This window comes from Paenarthrobacter sp. Y-19 (genome assembly GCF_029223985.1).
GTDB lineage: Bacteria > Actinomycetota > Actinomycetes > Actinomycetales > Micrococcaceae > Arthrobacter > Arthrobacter nicotinovorans.
In genome coordinates this window covers 2,852,906-2,868,013 of sequence record NZ_CP119414.1, presented here as the reverse complement: position 1 = coordinate 2,868,013, position 15,108 = coordinate 2,852,906, and the positions used below count along the sequence as shown (strand labels likewise).

General features: G+C 61.2%; 17 protein-coding genes. 9 read left to right on the top strand and 8 right to left on the bottom strand.

What is annotated here, in order from left to right; translation table 11 throughout:
* The first annotated feature begins 16 nt into the window (after positions 1–16).
* A complete protein-coding gene (gene map, locus PYR64_RS13405; protein WP_018776668.1) occupies positions 17–844 on the top strand; it encodes a type I methionyl aminopeptidase in 828 nt (275 codons plus the stop codon).
* A gap of 63 nt (positions 845–907) precedes the next feature.
* Here map and PYR64_RS13400 read toward each other — a convergent pair whose 3' ends face one another.
* Genes PYR64_RS13400 through PYR64_RS13390 form a run of 3 tightly spaced genes read right to left on the bottom strand, consistent with a single transcriptional unit; the run spans position 908 to position 4,150 of the window.
* Positions 908–2,254: an ABC transporter substrate-binding protein gene (locus PYR64_RS13400; RefSeq protein ID WP_275775675.1), complete on the bottom strand. Its 1,347-nt coding sequence runs from the start codon at positions 2,252–2,254 to the stop codon at positions 908–910.
* Positions 2,255–2,303: 49 nt separating this feature from the next.
* Positions 2,304–3,224, bottom strand: a complete 921-nt coding sequence (locus PYR64_RS13395) for a carbohydrate ABC transporter permease (RefSeq protein WP_275775673.1) — start codon at positions 3,222–3,224, stop codon at positions 2,304–2,306.
* The gene (locus PYR64_RS13390) at positions 3,221–4,150 is read right to left on the bottom strand and encodes a sugar ABC transporter permease (RefSeq protein WP_193589835.1); all 930 of its coding nucleotides are present in this window, start codon (positions 4,148–4,150) and stop codon (positions 3,221–3,223) included. Before PYR64_RS13390 ends, PYR64_RS13395 begins: the two co-directional genes overlap by 4 nt.
* Positions 4,151–4,374: 224 nt before the next feature.
* On the opposite strand from PYR64_RS13390, the gene PYR64_RS13385 reads away from it, so the two are divergent.
* The 8 genes from PYR64_RS13385 to PYR64_RS13350 all read left to right on the top strand — a co-directional run bounded on the left by PYR64_RS13385 (position 4,375) and on the right by PYR64_RS13350 (position 9,738).
* Positions 4,375–5,388, top strand: a complete 1,014-nt coding sequence (locus PYR64_RS13385) for a P1 family peptidase (protein ID WP_275775670.1) — start codon at positions 4,375–4,377, stop codon at positions 5,386–5,388.
* A gap of 196 nt (positions 5,389–5,584) precedes the next feature.
* The gene (infA, locus tag PYR64_RS13380; protein WP_011775571.1) at positions 5,585–5,806 is read left to right on the top strand and encodes a translation initiation factor IF-1; all 222 of its coding nucleotides are present in this window, start codon (positions 5,585–5,587) and stop codon (positions 5,804–5,806) included.
* A gap of 72 nt (positions 5,807–5,878) precedes the next feature.
* Positions 5,879–5,992 (top strand): 50S ribosomal protein L36, encoded by a 114-nt coding sequence (rpmJ, locus tag PYR64_RS13375; RefSeq protein WP_011775570.1) that lies wholly within the window; start codon positions 5,879–5,881, stop codon positions 5,990–5,992.
* A 196-nt stretch (positions 5,993–6,188) separates the two neighbouring features.
* The gene (rpsM, locus tag PYR64_RS13370; protein ID WP_011775569.1) at positions 6,189–6,566 is read left to right on the top strand and encodes a 30S ribosomal protein S13; all 378 of its coding nucleotides are present in this window, start codon (positions 6,189–6,191) and stop codon (positions 6,564–6,566) included.
* 51 nt (positions 6,567–6,617) lie between these two features.
* A complete protein-coding gene (gene rpsK, locus PYR64_RS13365; protein ID WP_014922380.1) occupies positions 6,618–7,019 on the top strand; it encodes a 30S ribosomal protein S11 in 402 nt (133 codons plus the stop codon).
* Between the two features lie 146 nt (positions 7,020–7,165).
* Positions 7,166–8,176 (top strand): DNA-directed RNA polymerase subunit alpha, encoded by a 1,011-nt coding sequence (locus tag PYR64_RS13360; protein WP_011775567.1) that lies wholly within the window; start codon positions 7,166–7,168, stop codon positions 8,174–8,176.
* Between the two features lie 66 nt (positions 8,177–8,242).
* On the top strand, positions 8,243–8,815 hold the full coding sequence (gene rplQ / locus PYR64_RS13355) for a 50S ribosomal protein L17 (RefSeq protein WP_275775659.1): 573 nt from the start codon (positions 8,243–8,245) through the stop codon (positions 8,813–8,815).
* Positions 8,816–8,847: 32 nt separating this feature from the next.
* A complete protein-coding gene (locus PYR64_RS13350) occupies positions 8,848–9,738 on the top strand; it encodes a tRNA pseudouridine synthase A (RefSeq protein WP_227453537.1) in 891 nt (296 codons plus the stop codon).
* A 135-nt stretch (positions 9,739–9,873) separates the two neighbouring features.
* On the opposite strand, the gene PYR64_RS13345 is transcribed toward PYR64_RS13350, so the two are convergent.
* Genes PYR64_RS13345 through cpaB form a run of 5 tightly spaced genes read right to left on the bottom strand, consistent with a single transcriptional unit; the run spans position 9,874 to position 15,096 of the window.
* Positions 9,874–10,764, bottom strand: coding sequence for a type II secretion system F family protein (locus PYR64_RS13345; RefSeq protein WP_275775656.1), 891 nt, complete (start codon positions 10,762–10,764; stop codon positions 9,874–9,876).
* Between the two features lie 9 nt (positions 10,765–10,773).
* On the bottom strand, positions 10,774–11,721 hold the full coding sequence (locus tag PYR64_RS13340; RefSeq protein WP_275775654.1) for a type II secretion system F family protein: 948 nt from the start codon (positions 11,719–11,721) through the stop codon (positions 10,774–10,776).
* Positions 11,718–13,160, bottom strand: a complete 1,443-nt coding sequence (locus tag PYR64_RS13335; RefSeq protein WP_039242380.1) for a CpaF family protein — start codon at positions 13,158–13,160, stop codon at positions 11,718–11,720. The genes PYR64_RS13340 and PYR64_RS13335 overlap by 4 nt, the downstream gene beginning before the upstream one ends.
* A complete protein-coding gene (locus tag PYR64_RS13330; protein WP_039242378.1) occupies positions 13,157–14,353 on the bottom strand; it encodes an AAA family ATPase in 1,197 nt (398 codons plus the stop codon). The genes PYR64_RS13335 and PYR64_RS13330 overlap by 4 nt, the downstream gene beginning before the upstream one ends.
* A complete protein-coding gene (gene cpaB, locus PYR64_RS13325) occupies positions 14,350–15,096 on the bottom strand; it encodes a Flp pilus assembly protein CpaB (RefSeq protein ID WP_229778555.1) in 747 nt (248 codons plus the stop codon). The genes PYR64_RS13330 and cpaB overlap by 4 nt, the downstream gene beginning before the upstream one ends.
* Positions 15,097–15,108 lie beyond the last annotated feature (12 nt).

Genomic DNA, 15,108 nt, shown 5'->3' with positions numbered 1-15,108 from the left:
CCTTCCAGAGGAGAACATGGCGTTCGGTCAGCCCCGCATTGAATATAAGAACAACGAGCAGATGCGTACGATGCAGCAGGCCGGGCTTGTCCTGAGCAGGGCACTGGACGCTGCCGTTGCGGCTGCCAAGCCCGGCGTCACCACCAAGGACCTGGACGACGTCTTTGCAGCAGTCCTCAATGACGCAGGAGCCAAGTCCAACTTCCTCGGATACCACGGGTTCCCGGCGACCATCTGCGCCTCCGTCAACGAGGAAGTGGTCCACGGCATCCCCGGTGGACGTGTCCTCCAAGACGGAGACATCATTTCCATCGACGGCGGCTGCATCGTGGATGGCTGGCATTCCGACTCGGCGCGGACGGTCATCGTGGGCACCGCGGATCCCGAGGACCAGCGGCTGTCGGACGTCACCGAGGCCGCCATGTGGCGGGGTATCGCTGCCTTGGCCAAGGGCAAGTTCGTGGGAGACATCGGAAACGCCATCGATGACTACGTCTCCTCGGTCCCGGGCAAGCCGCTGGGCATCCTGGAGGACTACGTCGGCCATGGCATCGGTTCCGAAATGCACATGGCACCTGATGTCCTGAACTACCGGACCAGCCACCGTGGTCCGAAGATCCGCCCGGGCTTGTGCCTTGCGATTGAGCCAATGCTGGTTCGCGGCGACATCGAAACGGCCACCCTCGACGACGACTGGACCGTGGTTACCACTGACGGCAAGCGTTCCTGCCAGTGGGAGCACTCCGTAGCAGTGCATGAAAAGGGCATCTGGGTGCTGTCCGCCCCCGATGGAGGCGCAGAGCAATTGGCGCCCCTCGGCGTCGTACCTGTCCCCATCCCGTAACTGCTCCAAAAGGAAGAGCGCGGCTACCGAAGTAGCCGCGCTCTTTTGTTTTTTCCAGAGGGGTCAGGACTTCAGCTTCGGCTTGACGTCCTTGGTGTAGATGCCCTCAAGCGTCTTCTTCAGCTCGGTCATGGTCGCTTGGACATCGCCCTGCTGCGTGAGGATTTTGGCTGCTGACTTGGCCATTTCCTGATCGGCGCCCGGCAGGAACACGCGGGCGTTGTCCTGGACCTTGGTGGCAGCGAGCTGGTCCATGGCTGTCTTGATCTGTGGAGTGGCCGCGAGAACAGAGGACATGTCTGCCGAGAGCCTGGTGGGCATGTAGCCGGTGGCGGCTGAAAACGCGGCAGTGTTCTCCGGCTCGGTCATGAATTTAAGGAAGGTTGCCGCGGCCAGCTGCTCCTCCTTGGTGATGCCGCTGGGAATGCCGAGACCCGCACCGCCGGTAGGGCAGACGCTGCTCGGGACCTCGGGACCGCCGGGAAGGAACCCGACACCCACGTTGAACTTGGCTGCTTTCAGGACCCCCAGGAGCGAACCCGTGGAAGAAATGGTGGACGAGGTGATTCCTGCGGCAAAGTCGTCTGCGGCCTCCTTGGATGAAACACCGGCCCAGCCATCCTTGTAGATGGAGTCCTGGGCCCACTGAAGCGCGGCCACGGATTCCTTGGAGTCGCAGGTGATGTCCCAGCCCTTGGACCAGGCACCGCCCCAACCCCACAGGTTGTTCTGCAGCGTCCACCCGGCATAGCCCGCCAGGGCCGGGTAGATGTAGGCGTACTGCGCTCCGGAGGTGGCCTTGAGTTTGGGAGCCCACTCGGCGAACTCCTGCCACGTGGCCGGTGCGCGGTCCGGCAGGCCTGCTGCCTTGAAGTGGTCCTTGTTGTAGTAGAACAAGGGGGTGGAACGGCCGTACGGAAGGGCCCATTGCTTGTTGTCGTACTTGTAGTCGTCGACCAGCGATTTCTGGAAGTCGTCGATCTTGATGTCCAGCTGCTTCACCAGGCCATCGATGGGGATGATGCTGCCGTTGGAGAAGTAGCGGAACCACCAAACGTCGGAGAGCACAACCAGCCCGGGCAGACCGGTTTTGGCTGCCTGGGACGTCTGGAACTTCTGCGCGATCTCTTCATAGTTGGCGCCCGCGGTGACCAGGTTGACCTTGATATCGGGGAACTTGGCGTGGAACTTCTCGATGATCGCCTTTTCCACATCCTGCGACTTGCCGGGGTGGTTCGTCCAGAAGTCGATGGAGGCGGCCGGCTTGACGCCACTGAAGTCGATAGTGGCGGTGTCGACGGCGTCTGCCGTGCCCGCCGTCGACGGTCCGCCGCATGCGGCGAGGGCCGCTGCTCCGGCTCCGAGGCCTACCAATCCCAGGAAATGGCGGCGGTCAAGGTTGGTGCGCATGATGCTTCCTCTCAATTACTGACTTTGATGCGAATGGTGTGGTGGAGAATCAACCGGTGACACTGCCTTGGGTCAGACCGGCAACGATGTAGCGCTGGAGTGCTGCGAAGACCAGCAGGATGGGGACGATCACCAGTACCGCGCCGGCCATGAGGATTCCCCAGCCGGCTCCGTTGCCTTCGGAGTTCTGGAGGAGTGTCAGTCCTACCGGAAGCGTCATGGTTTCGGGCCGGTCCGTGATGATGAGGGGCCAGATGTAGTCGTTCCATTCGCTGACCACGGTCACCAGCGCCACGGTGGCGATCGACGGGACCGACACTGGAACGATGATCTGCCACAGCCTGCGCCAGTGTCCGGCGCCGTCAATCTCCGCCGCTTCAAGGATCGACGGCGGCAGCGTCAGGAAGTGCTGGCGCAGGAGGAACGTGCCGAACGCCGTGCCGAGCCCGGGAAGGATGATGCCCCACAGGGTGTTCTTTCCGCCCATGCCGGCGATCAGGATGTAGTTGGGCAGGATCGACACCTGCGCGGGGACCATAAGAGCCACAAGAATCAGCACGAAGATCACGTTTTTGAACGGGAAGCGCACGAACACCAAGGCATAGGCGGTGAGGATTGCCAGAACCACTTTGACCGACGAGCCCACGATGGTGACGATCAGGCTGTTGGCGAAGAACTGTGCGAACGGAACGGTGGTCATGGCCGTGACGTAGTTCTGCAGGTTCAGTGACTGGGGAAGGATCCGAAGGTCCATGGTGACGATTTCGCCGGGTTGCTTGAAGGAACTCAGGAGCATCCACAGCAGCGGCAGGAAGACCACCAGCGTTGCGACGATCAGGGGAACATAGCCGGTGGCCACGGTCTGGAGGAGATTGGACCTGGACAGGGGGTTGGGCCTGGCGGGCGGACCCTCCGGTGAAGCAGTCTGTTGGCGTTCTTCACGCACGACGACAGGTGCAGGGGCGCTCATGAATAGTGGACCTTTCGCTCAACGAACCGCAGTTGGAGGACGGTGATGACCAGCAGGATGGCGAAGAGGATCACCGAAATTGCGGCCGAATAGCCTGCCCGGTTGTATGCCCCGAAGGCCTGCAGGTACGCCTCGTAGATCAGCGTGCTGGTGCCGTTGCCCAGAGGGGTCATGATGCGGATGAGGTCGAAGGCCTGCAAGGAGCTGAGCATGGTGGTGATGAGCAGGAAGAACGTGGTGGGGGAGAGCAGCGGCAAAGAGATGTTGAAGAACCGCCGGAAACTGTTGGCACCATCCAGTGCCGCGGCCTCCATCACGTCGCGGGGAAGGGACTGCAACCCTGCCAGGAAAACCACGGCGCAGTAGCCCAGGTTCTTCCACACGTAGACGATGATGACCATCACCAGGGACAGCTGCGGGTCGTTGATCCATTGCGGGCTCTGTTGCCCGAGTCCGCGCAGGATCCAGGCCAGCACTCCGTAACCGGGATCGAAGATGAACAGCCACACCAGGCCAACACCCACTCCGGAGAGTACGTAGGGCGCGAACACCGCTGACCGGGCGAAGGTGGTTCCACGGACTTTCGAATTGAGTGCGAGGGCCACCAGTAGGCCAAGGATCATGGAGCCGCCTACGGTGAACACCGTGAAGATGGCCGTGGTTCCGAGGACCTTGGACGCATCCTCACTGGTGAAGAACGTGACGTAGTTCTGCAGCCCGACAACGGTGGCCGAGGCCGAGCCCAAGGTCCAGTCCAGTGTGGAGTAGTAGATGTTGTTGATCAGGGGCCAGTAGGTAAACGTGCCGATCAGGATCAGGTTGGGCAAGGCCATGGCAAGGAACACCACGAAGTCCTTGCGGCTGCGACCGGACCAGCGTCGTCTTGCGGGCACGGCGGTGCTGTTGTTCATCAAAGGGACAGTCATGTATTACTCACGGTTTCGGCGGAATGCGGGGCGCCTGCTCCCTGCCAGGGGCGGCGAAGACAGGCCTAGCTCACCACATTGACGCCGCGTGGCCGGGCCAAAACGGTCCTTCGTAGCGAGAGTTGTCTTACACTTCCGGACCCGTTTACCGGGCGTTACTCACGAGTTCGTATTTGAGGTTCGACTCCCGTTTCATGACCGGCCCGGGGGTGGAGAATGGACCCATGACGGCGATCACCGATGTCCCGGGTATCCGGGTTGGGCACATGCAGAAGAACGACGGCGGGTGGCTGAGCGGCGTAACAGTCGTCCTTCCGCCACCGGGAACCGTGGGTTCCGTTGACGTCCGCGGCGGGGGCCCTGGCACACACGAGACCGACGCCCTGGACCCGACCACCTTGGTGTCCACGGTCGATGCCGTGGTCTTGACCGGCGGCAGTGCTTTCGGTTTGGCTTCGGCCACGGGTGCCCAACTCTGGTGTGAGGAACAGGGCCGCGGCTTCGCCGTCCCTGGAACTGTCGTGCCGATCGTTCCCGCTGCTGCCATCTTCGACCTCGGGCGCGGTGGCGACGTGCGCGCCCGACCCGATGCCGACATGGGTTACCGGGCAGCTGCGGCAGCGTTCGCCTCAGGCGACCATGCCGCCGTCGAACGTGGAAACGTCGGCGCGGGGACCGGTGCCGTTGTTGCCCGCGGACAGTACAAAGGCGGTGTGGGCAGCTCCTCGATCACTCTCGACGGCGGCGTGATCGTAGGTGCGCTGGCGGTGGTTAACGCGCTGGGTTCGCCCCAGTTTGGTCCTGCGGACCTGCAGCCCTCTGCGCGCTCGGTCGTTCCTCCCATAGACGCGCGCGGCCGGGCTCCAGTCCCGCAGGCCGAGGATAAGCCAGCGCGGGTCGAACCCCAGGGACTCAACACCACGCTCGTGGTGATCGCTACTAATGCGGTGCTGGATGTGGCTGAGTGCAAGCGGACTGCCTCGTCCGGGCATGCCGGGCTGGCGCGGGCCCTGGATCCTTCCCACACCCTCGCGGACGGTGACACCATTTTCGCCCTGGCCACAGGCTCCGTCGCTCTTGACCGCAGCACCGAACAAGCGCGGCAGGTATCGCTGATCACCCTCCAAAGCGCGGCGGCCGAGGCGGTCCGGTTGGCCATTCTGGACGGCGTCCTGGCGGCCGAAAGCATCACGACGGCGGCCGGTCACTTCCCGGCTTATCGCCAAGCGGGGGAGTGACGGCGGGGGACGCGTGCGCTACCATGGTCGGATTTAACTTTCCAGCCTGATTGGCGTAGAGTTATTTGTTGGTTGTCTGTGCGGCCGCGCCCTTTTTGGTGTCGTGGTTCCAAGGCGGTCAAGCAAACAAAAAAACGTCCGCTGGATCTTCGGTGCCTCATCGGAGGACGGTGGCAAACAACAGTTAGCGGAGGATATGGCCAAGAAGGACGGGGTCATTGAGATCGAGGGCGTTGTGACTGAGGCGCTGCCCAATGCGATGTTTCGCGTTGAGCTCACCAACAAGCACGTCGTTCTCGCACACATCTCTGGGAAGATGCGTCAGCACTACATCAGGATTCTCCCAGAGGACCGGGTAGTGGTGGAGCTGAGCCCATACGACCTCACACGTGGTCGTATCGTCTACCGCTACAAGTAAATTGCTGGGCGGCAGGGCAATAGTGCCCAAGCCGCTCCAGCAGATCAACTGCAAAACACGCAAAGGAACGCCATGAAGGTCAAGCCGAGCGTCAAGCAGATCTGCGACAAGTGCAAAGTGATCCGCCGTAACGGCCGGGTCATGGTGATCTGCGAGAACCCGCGCCACAAGCAGCGCCAGGGCTAATTCCCCTTCCGGGAATCAGCGCCCGCAAGGGCAAACCTGGGTTGCTAGCCCACGCAAGTAAATAAAGGCAGCACAAGCTGTGCCAGGACTGCATTACAGAGCCTGGTCAGCGAACCCCCGGTCGGAGGCTGGGGCCGCACGGAACGTGCGGGTGTACTGCCTACGACCTCCGGTTTATTCAAGGAGTACCGCCACTATGGCTCGTCTCGCTGGCGTAGACATTCCCCGCGAAAAGCGGTTGGAAATTGCGCTTACTTACATCTACGGCGTGGGCAAGACCCGTGCACACGAAACCCTGGCTGCCACCGGCATCAGCGCTGACGTTCGCGTCAAGGACCTGACTGACGCCGAACTGGTTCAGCTGCGTGACTACATTGAAGGCAACTACAAGGTTGAGGGTGACCTTCGCCGCGAGGTAGCCGCTGACATCCGCCGCAAGGTTGAGATCGGCAGCTACGAAGGCCTGCGCCACCGCAAGGGCCTGCCCGTACGCGGACAGCGTACGAAGACCAACGCTCGTACCCGCAAGGGCCCGAAGCGCACCGTCGCCGGCAAGAAGAAGGCCGGACGTTAATCCCTCGGGATTGACCTGGTTTTCCCCCGATAACTTTCTGTAGGAGAAACAATGCCCCCGAAGACTCGTGGAGCGGTTCGTAAGCCGCGTCGCAAGGATAAGAAGAATATTGCGCTTGGCCAGGCGCACATCAAGAGCACCTTTAACAACACCATCGTGTCCATCACGGACCCGAACGGTGCTGTTATCTCATGGGCTTCCGCCGGTGAGGTTGGCTTCAAGGGCTCCCGTAAGTCCACCCCGTTCGCTGCCCAGATGGCTGCCGAAGCCGCTGCAAAGCGCGCCCAGGAGCACGGTCTGCGCAAGGTTGACGTCTTCGTCAAGGGACCGGGATCCGGACGCGAAACCGCAATCCGTTCACTTCAGGCCGCTGGCCTCGAGGTTGGCTCCATCCAGGATGTCACCCCCAGCGCCCACAACGGTTGCCGCCCCCCGAAGCGCCGCCGCGTCTAATTAGGTCCTCCCTGCCTGACTGGCCGGGCCTGCTATGGAGGTTTTGTTTCCATCAGCATGGCCCGGCTGGTCAGGCTGGAAACCGAAGCCGATTTCCACCACCTGTGTTGCGTCATATAGCGGATGCTCGCCGAAAGGAAACCTAAGTGCTCATTGCACAGCGCCCCACCCTGTCTGAAGAAGTTGTATCCGAGAACCGCTCCCGTTTCATCATTGAACCGCTGGAGCCGGGCTTCGGTTACACCCTCGGAAACTCCCTCCGCCGTACCCTGCTCTCCTCCATCCCCGGTGCCGCTGTAACCAGCATCCGGATCGATGGCGTGCTGCACGAGTTCACCACGGTTCCCGGTGTCAAGGAAGATGTCACTGAGATCATCCTGAACATCAAGAACCTTTCGGTTTCCTCCGAGCACGATGAGCCGGTTGTTGCATACCTGCGCAAGCAGGGCCCCGGAGTCGTCACCGCCGCGGACATCGCTCCGCCGGCCGGCGTCGAATTCCACAACCCGGATCTGCACATTGCCACTCTGAACTCGAAGGGCAAGTTCGAACTCGAACTGACCATCGAGCGCGGCCGTGGCTACGTTTCGGCAGCTCAGAACAAGTCCGGCGACTCCGAGATCGGCCGTATTCCGGTTGACTCGATCTACTCGCCGGTCATGAAGGTAACTTTCCGCGTGGAAGCTACCCGTGTTGAGCAGCGCACCGACTTCGACAAGCTCATTGTCGACGTCGAGACCAAGCAGGCAATCGCTCCCCGCGATGCTGTTGCTTCCGCAGGCACCACCCTGGTGGAACTGTTCGGTCTGGCTCGTGAGCTGAACACCGCAGCTGAAGGTATCGAGATTGGCCCGTCGCCGACGGACGCTGCCCTGGCAGCCGACATGGCTCTGCCGATCGAGGATCTGGACCTCACCGTCCGTTCCTACAACTGCCTCAAGCGTGAGGGCATCCACACCGTGGGTGAACTCGTTGCCCGCTCCGAGGCTGACCTGATGGACATCCGTAACTTCGGTGCGAAGTCCATCGACGAGGTCAAGGCAAAGCTCGTCGAACTGGGTCTGTCCCTCAAGGACTCCCCTCCCGGTTTCGATCTCGCAGCCCGCGCCGCAGCCATCGAAGAGGACGACGCCGCGTTCAGCGACGACGAGCTCTAAACAGCAGATCTTGGCCGCCGGGTCCAGCAATGGACCTGACCGGCTTACACAACAGGAGAAATAACTATGCCTACCCCCACTAAGGGTCCGCGCCTCGGAGGCGGCCCGGCTCACGAGCGTCTGATGCTCGCGAACCTGGCAGCTGCTCTGTTTGAGCACAAGCGCATCACCACCACGGTCACCAAGGCCAAGCGCCTCAAGCCGTACGCAGAGCGTCTGGTCACCTTCGCCAAGCGTGGCGACCTCGCTTCCCGCCGCCGCGTTCTCGGCCTGATCAGCGACAAGGGCGTTGTCCACGAGCTGTTCACCGACATCGCCGGCGCCGTTGCCAACCGCGATGGTGGCTACACCCGCATCACCAAGATCGGCAACCGCAAGGGCGACAACGCTCCCATGGCTGTCATCGAGCTCGTTCTCGAGCCGGTTTCCCCGAAGCAGGCCGTTGTTGCTGAAGCAACCGCTGCTGCTGCCAAGGCTGCTCCGGCTGCCGAGGAAGAGGTCGTAGAGACCGAAGCCGTCGAAACCGAAGCTACTGAGTCTGAAGAGGCTCCTGCCGCTGAAGTTGCTGAGACCGAAGAGGCTCCGGAAGCTGAAGCTGCTGAAACCGAAGAGGCTCCGGCCGCTGAGGACAAGAAGTAATTCACTGAATTCTTCACAGTAGACTTAAGTCTATGAACGAACGAAAACCCGCTGCCCCCGTTATGGGGGGCGGCGGGTTTTTGCGTGTCCGGCTGGATCTTTCCTACGACGGCGGCCCGTTCAGCGGCTGGGCATTGCAGCCGGGGCTGCGTACCGTGCAGGGTTCTTTGGAAGAAGCACTGGCGCTGTTGTTGCAACGACCCGTCCGCGTTACTGTTGCCGGCCGCACCGATGCCGGCGTCCATGCCCGCGGCCAGGTAGTACATCTCGATGTCACCGAAGCCGAGTGGCTCTCACTGCCGCGTGGCCACGAACTTGATCCCGCCGTCGCCCTTTTGCGACGCCTCCGCGGAGCCTTGAGCCGTATCCTCGGCGACCTCACCGGTGCAGTGGAAGTGCACGACGCCGGTCTGGCGCCGGAGGGTTTCGACGCGCGCTTCTCGGCGTTGTGGCGCAGGTACAGTTACCGGATTGCAGACGGTCCGGGGAGATGGGACCCGGTGCTTCGTGGGATCACGCTGTGGCACAAGGCGCCCTTGGATGTTGCCTTGATGAACCAGGGTTCCCGGTCCTTGTTGGGGCTCCAGGATTTTCGTTCCTACTGCAAACCCCGGGAAGGTGCCACCACCATCCGTGAGCTGCAGAAGTTCTCGTTTGATCGCGGAAGCGACGGCGTCATCGTGGCTACCGTTCAGGCTGACGCTTTCTGCCACAACATGGTGCGTTCGTTGGTTGGTTCGGCTCTGCGGGTGGGGGAGGGGCTGGAAACTCCTGAATGGCTGCACTCGCGGCTGTTGGAGCGCCGACGCGATGCCAAGTCGGTGCTCGCCGCGCCTCATCCGTTGGTCCTCGAAGAAGTGGCCTACCCGTCGGACAGTGAGCTGCTCGCCAGGGCTGAATTGACGCGGGCCCGGCGGGAGTAGCCTTCCTGTCCTCGCCCGGATGTTGTTAGCCCGGACGTTGGAGGACCCCCTCCCGGCTCTGGGTACCGGAAGGGGGCCGTTGTGGCACTCCGTGGTCTGGGATCCGCGAAGTGCCGGTCTATGGGTGGGGTGATCCTAGAAGGAACCGGCCAGGTTATTCATGACGTTGAGGACCGCCGGACCCATGATCACGATGAACAGCACGGGCAGGATGCAGAACATCAGTGGGAAGAGGACTTTGACAGGCAGTTTCATGGCCTGTTCCTCGGCTCGCTGACGCCTCTTAACCCGCATCTGCTTGGCTTGGGTGCGTAGGACGTTGGCGATTGCAATACCGTAGGTATCCGCCTGCACGACTGCGCCTACAAATGCCCTTAGATCGTGGACATCGACGCGATCAGCAAGGGCAACGTAGGCTTCCTTGCGGCTGCGTCCGGCTTGCATGTCCTGAAGAGTGCGAAGAATTTCAAGGGCCAAAGGTCCGGATCCATTTTGTCCTGCCCTTGCCATTGCGCCTTCAAAGCCAAGGCCGGCTTCTACGGAAATAAGCATCTGGTCAAGGGTGTTTGGCAGTTCAGTCTGGATAGCCTTTTGACGCTCGGCAGCCCGGCCATGGATCAGAAGGTCAGGGATGAAGTAGACCAGGAAGACTGCGCCGAGGTACAGAAGGAAGCCGGGTCCGGACGGTGCCCGGAGAAAGAAGAATAGGCCGACGGCTCCCGCCCCCAAGGCCAGGATCGGCTTGAGGACAAGGAGACGTCCCAGTGGCATTCCGGCTGGACGTCCCCACCTGGCGAGTAATTTATCGAGCCAAACCGTATAAGCCTTGGGAGTCAACCGGGCCGCGAGGCGTTTCAGGGTTTCCCCAGAGGACTGCGGTCCAAGCTCGGCTGTGGCTCCTGCGCTTCGGCCAAGGTTGGTACGGACAGTGGCGAGGCCAGCTCGGTCCACTGAAATGAAAGCCCATGCCATGAAGGCGACGGGAAGAACGATCAGTGCAACGGCAGCCCAAGCGATGAGATTCATGGTCGCTCCCTAGAATTTGATCTTGACGACGCGGCTGAGCCAGAACGTACCCACGCCCAGAAGAATGACGGCGACCACCAGCATGACCCACCCGATGGGGTTGGTGAACAGCGGCCGGATGTAGGTGCCGTTGGCGAGGCTGAGGTAGAAGAACATGCCGGTGGGCAGCGCTATAAGGACGTATGCCGACAGGCGACCCTCTGCGCTGAGCGCCCGGACCTGGCCCTTGATTTGAGAGCGTTCGCGAATTGTTTCGGCTACGTGATCCAGCACTTCAGCCAGGTCACCGCCTACCTCGCGATGGATCTCAATGGCCTGCGCGGCCCACAGGAAGTCCTCGCTGTGAAGACGGCCTGCAGCCTCCATCATTGCGTCCCGCAGATCGCGTCCTAAACGGGTTTCGCCTACGATCCTCGCGAATTCGTCCCGGGTGGGTGACTGTGCTTCCTGGGCAACGGCGTCGACTGCCCGGAGCAGGCTGTGACCTGCCCTCATGCTTCCGGACAGCATCTGCAGGGTGTCGCCCAGCTGAGCCTCGAACTGCGCACGGCGCCGCGATGTCCTGACCTTCAGCACGAGGCGCGCGGCTAGTGGTACCCCGATGGCAAAGAGGATGGTTCCGATGAGTCCTCCGAGGACAAAGCCGATCAGCCCGCCGGTGACAGTGCCGCAGATGACCAACAGAACATAGTCGGCGGGTCGCGTGCGCAATCCGGCCTGCTCCAAGAGGAGCCTGGTTCCCGAAGCACGGCTTGCGGATACATTGCTGTCCACCAGGGCGACGGCCGAATTCGTTACCCGCGTCAGCACCGAACCTTCATTGTCCGCGTTGGGACGCCTCCGCGACAACGCGATTTCCGAGTTTCGTGACCGCGGGATGAGGAACAGGCTGATGGCCAGTGCCGCGAGACCGAGGATCAATCCGGCGACGAGTATCAGCGGGTTGGTAGCAGTCATCGTTTTCCACCTCCAATAGCTGCTGATCCGAAGACAGACGGTGAAAGGCGGATGCCCAGGTCGGCGAAGTGATCGACGAATCGTGGCCGGACTCCTGTCGGTACCGGCCTTCCAAGGAATCGTCCGTTGGTATCCATTCCGGCGGAGTAATCGAAGGTGAAGGCATCCTGGAGGGTCACCACGTCGCCTTCCATGCCCTGCACTTCTGTCACATGGGTAATGCGCCGGGTTCCATCACGCAACCGTGAGATTTGGACGACCAGGTTCACTGCGGAAGAAATCTGCTCCCTGATTGCGCGGAGTGGGAGATCCATCCCAGCCATCAGGACCAGCGTCTCAAGGCGGGCCATGGCATCTCGCGGCGAATTCGCGTGAACTGTGGAAATGGAGCCGTCATGTCCGGTGTTCATGGCCTGGAGCATGTCCAAGGCCTCGCCGCCGCGTACTTCTCCGACCACGATCCTGTCCGGGCGCATACGCAGCGAGTTACGGACGAGATCCCGGATAGCGATCTCGCCTTTACCCTCGATATTGCTCGGACGACTCTCCAATCGAACAACGTGGGACTGTTGCAGCTGCAGTTCCACGGCATCCTCGATCGTAATGATTCGCTCGTCTGCAGGAAGAAACGATGACAGGACGTTCAGGAGGGTGGTCTTGCCGGTTCCCGTACCGCCCGAGACTATGATGTTCAACCGTGCCTGGACGCAGGCCTGCAGGAGTTCCATGATCTCGGGACTCATGGTTCCCAGTTGAACGAGATTCTGTGCGGTCAAAGGTACCCGCCCGAACTTGCGGATCGTGAGAGACGAACCACTGACTGCGAGCGGAGGAACGATTGCGTTGACGCGGGAACCATCGACAAGCCTGGCATCAACTAGCGGGGATGATTCGTCGATGCGGCGGCCCACCTTGGACACAATCCGCTCGATAATCCTGCGCAAGTGTTCTTCGGAAGTAAAGCGGACATTGGTCAGATGGAGTTTGCCGGCAATTTCCACATAGACCCTGTCCGCGCCGTTAACCATGATCTCTGTGACGTCCTTGTCGTCAAGGAACCGTTGAAGAGGACCAAGGCCCAGAACGTCGTCCGCGATCTCCTGCACGAGACGTTGTCGTTCAGAAGGCGTCAGGGGTATGTCGTCCTCGTCGATGACCGCGCGGAGTTCTTCTTTGACGTACCGGTGGAGTTCGCCTTCATCGAGGCTTGTGTCCGAAATCCGTGAGCCCATTCGATCAAACAGCGCGTTGCTGGTGCGCTCTTTAACCGCTCCCAACGCTTGGCTTGAATCCTCGGTGATTCCTCCTGGCAGCGGTGACGCAGCGAGGTAGTCAGGAACATGTGTGGTTGATATAGCCCAGGGATCGCCCGACGGCCCAACGGAAGTTGATTCTTGTCCTGTGCCCCGGACCGACTGGAGGCGCTTTGCGAGACTCATTTGACTACCGCCCTTCTGTGCAGCTGCTTGTGTGGCCGTTCTTCCCAGCCGGGCTTAAAGCGTTCAACGAGCTGGCGGAAGCCCCTGAGCGTCACGTCCTTGGCTCCGTCCTGTAGTACAGGTACGCCCCTGTTGGTCGAGTAGGGGAGCGAACGTGATCGTGGCAATGTGACGTCCACGGGGCAACCAACGGTGGCTTCCACGTCAGCCAGCGTGAGGCCACTGCGCTTATCAGCGAAATTCAGCACCACATGGCGGTGTTCCGGGATCAACCCAATCTCGTCCAGGACCTCAAGACCGTTGCGGAGCCCCCTGATGCTCGGAATGTCCATTCCGCACACCCAAACGACATCGGAGGCTCGTTCCAGTGTCGCCAGAACGTGTTCGCCAAGACCTGGTGCTGTGTCGACAATGACGTAATCAAATTCCTCGGCCAGCTGCTCAAGAAGATGCCCTACCTGCTCGGCAGAAATCTGGTCAATCTGCGAGGGATTACGGGGCGCGCATAGAGCATAAATACCAGCAGGGTGCACGGTCAGATAGGACTTCAACACCATGCTGTCCTGAACTGCTGCGCCTATGACGGCATCCGCAATGGTTTTTTCGGGTTCGAGAAGTAGGCCGGAAGCTACATCGCCAAACTGAAGATCGAGATCGGCGATGACCACTTTCATCGCCGAGATACGTCCGAGCCCGACGGCCAAATTGGTCGAAATCGTCGTCTTCCCCACTCCGCCTTTGGGTGACATCACGGCAATGATCCGGCCACCTTGCCGGGTCCCGTCGACTTGGGCGCCCAATCCACGTCTGCGGCCTGCTGATGCGAGACTTGCCCGCTCAAGCAGGACACGGATGGAAGACTCGTCGGCGGTTGGGTCCAGAAGGTCGCGGATACCTGCCCGCATGGCCGGCAGCGCCACTTCGGCTGCATTCCCCGCAGCCAGGACGACGCTGATTTCGGGGTATTGGAGGTCAAAGAGACTCGCCAACCGAATGGCATCATCGACGTGGAGGCCGGGGCCAAGCACGAGGACTTCGAGCAGTTCGCCGGAGAGGACCCGGAGGACATCGTCTGGCCCCTGGGGCAGATAGTCCGCGATGATGGATTGGACATCGCCATGCAAGCCGGATGCCGCCTGCCGTACGCGCCTTTCAAACTCAACATCCGACGTGATTACAAGGAAACGGCTCATTGGAGCACCTCTGCCTTCTTGATGGTGACGCGAGCACTTTCTTTCGCGTCAGTCGGTTCCTTGGTCAGCCAGATGTCCCCGTACTTGGCCCCATAGACGATCTTGGTTGCGTCGATGTCGCTCCGTGCGAGCGTCACTATGAACGAGCCCTCAGGCAGTTGGGTATTCGCCTGCTCGGAGCTTGCTTGGGCAGTGTTGGTGTTTCGAGCTGTGGCGCGCTGAACGCTGGTAACCAGGACTTTGTGGAAGACGAGCTGAGCTGACGCGTCAGCCTCTGTTTGCCCCGAATCACCGACCAGCACAACGACGCCTACGGTGTCCCCGGCAGCCAGTCGTCCGCCAACAACCCGCTGTGCGTCGAGTTGCACGGAAACTTCCTGGAGGCCCTCGGGCACCGGCACGGATCCTGGCGCGGCCAGACTGCTCGGATCCACGAGACGGACGCCGAGCAAGGCTTCACCAGGGATAAGTTCGACCCCGGCGACTTTCCCCTCAAGCCCGGATAAGGATTTGAGGGCCCCGTTTGGCACGGAAGCTGCCGGGAGGGAAGTGAGCTTGACAGCAGACTTGATCTGCTGAAGGTCGGCACCCTCTGGAATCTGTTTTTGGATGACCAGGACATCAACAGGTTGGAGGTCCTTTTGCGCGCGTGCGTCAGCTGCTTGTACGTATGTGACCAGGAGCAGTGTGCCGACTATCGCCAGCACTACCGCCACTATGCCTCCCAGTAGGCGTGTTTTCATTTCGGTTCTCCC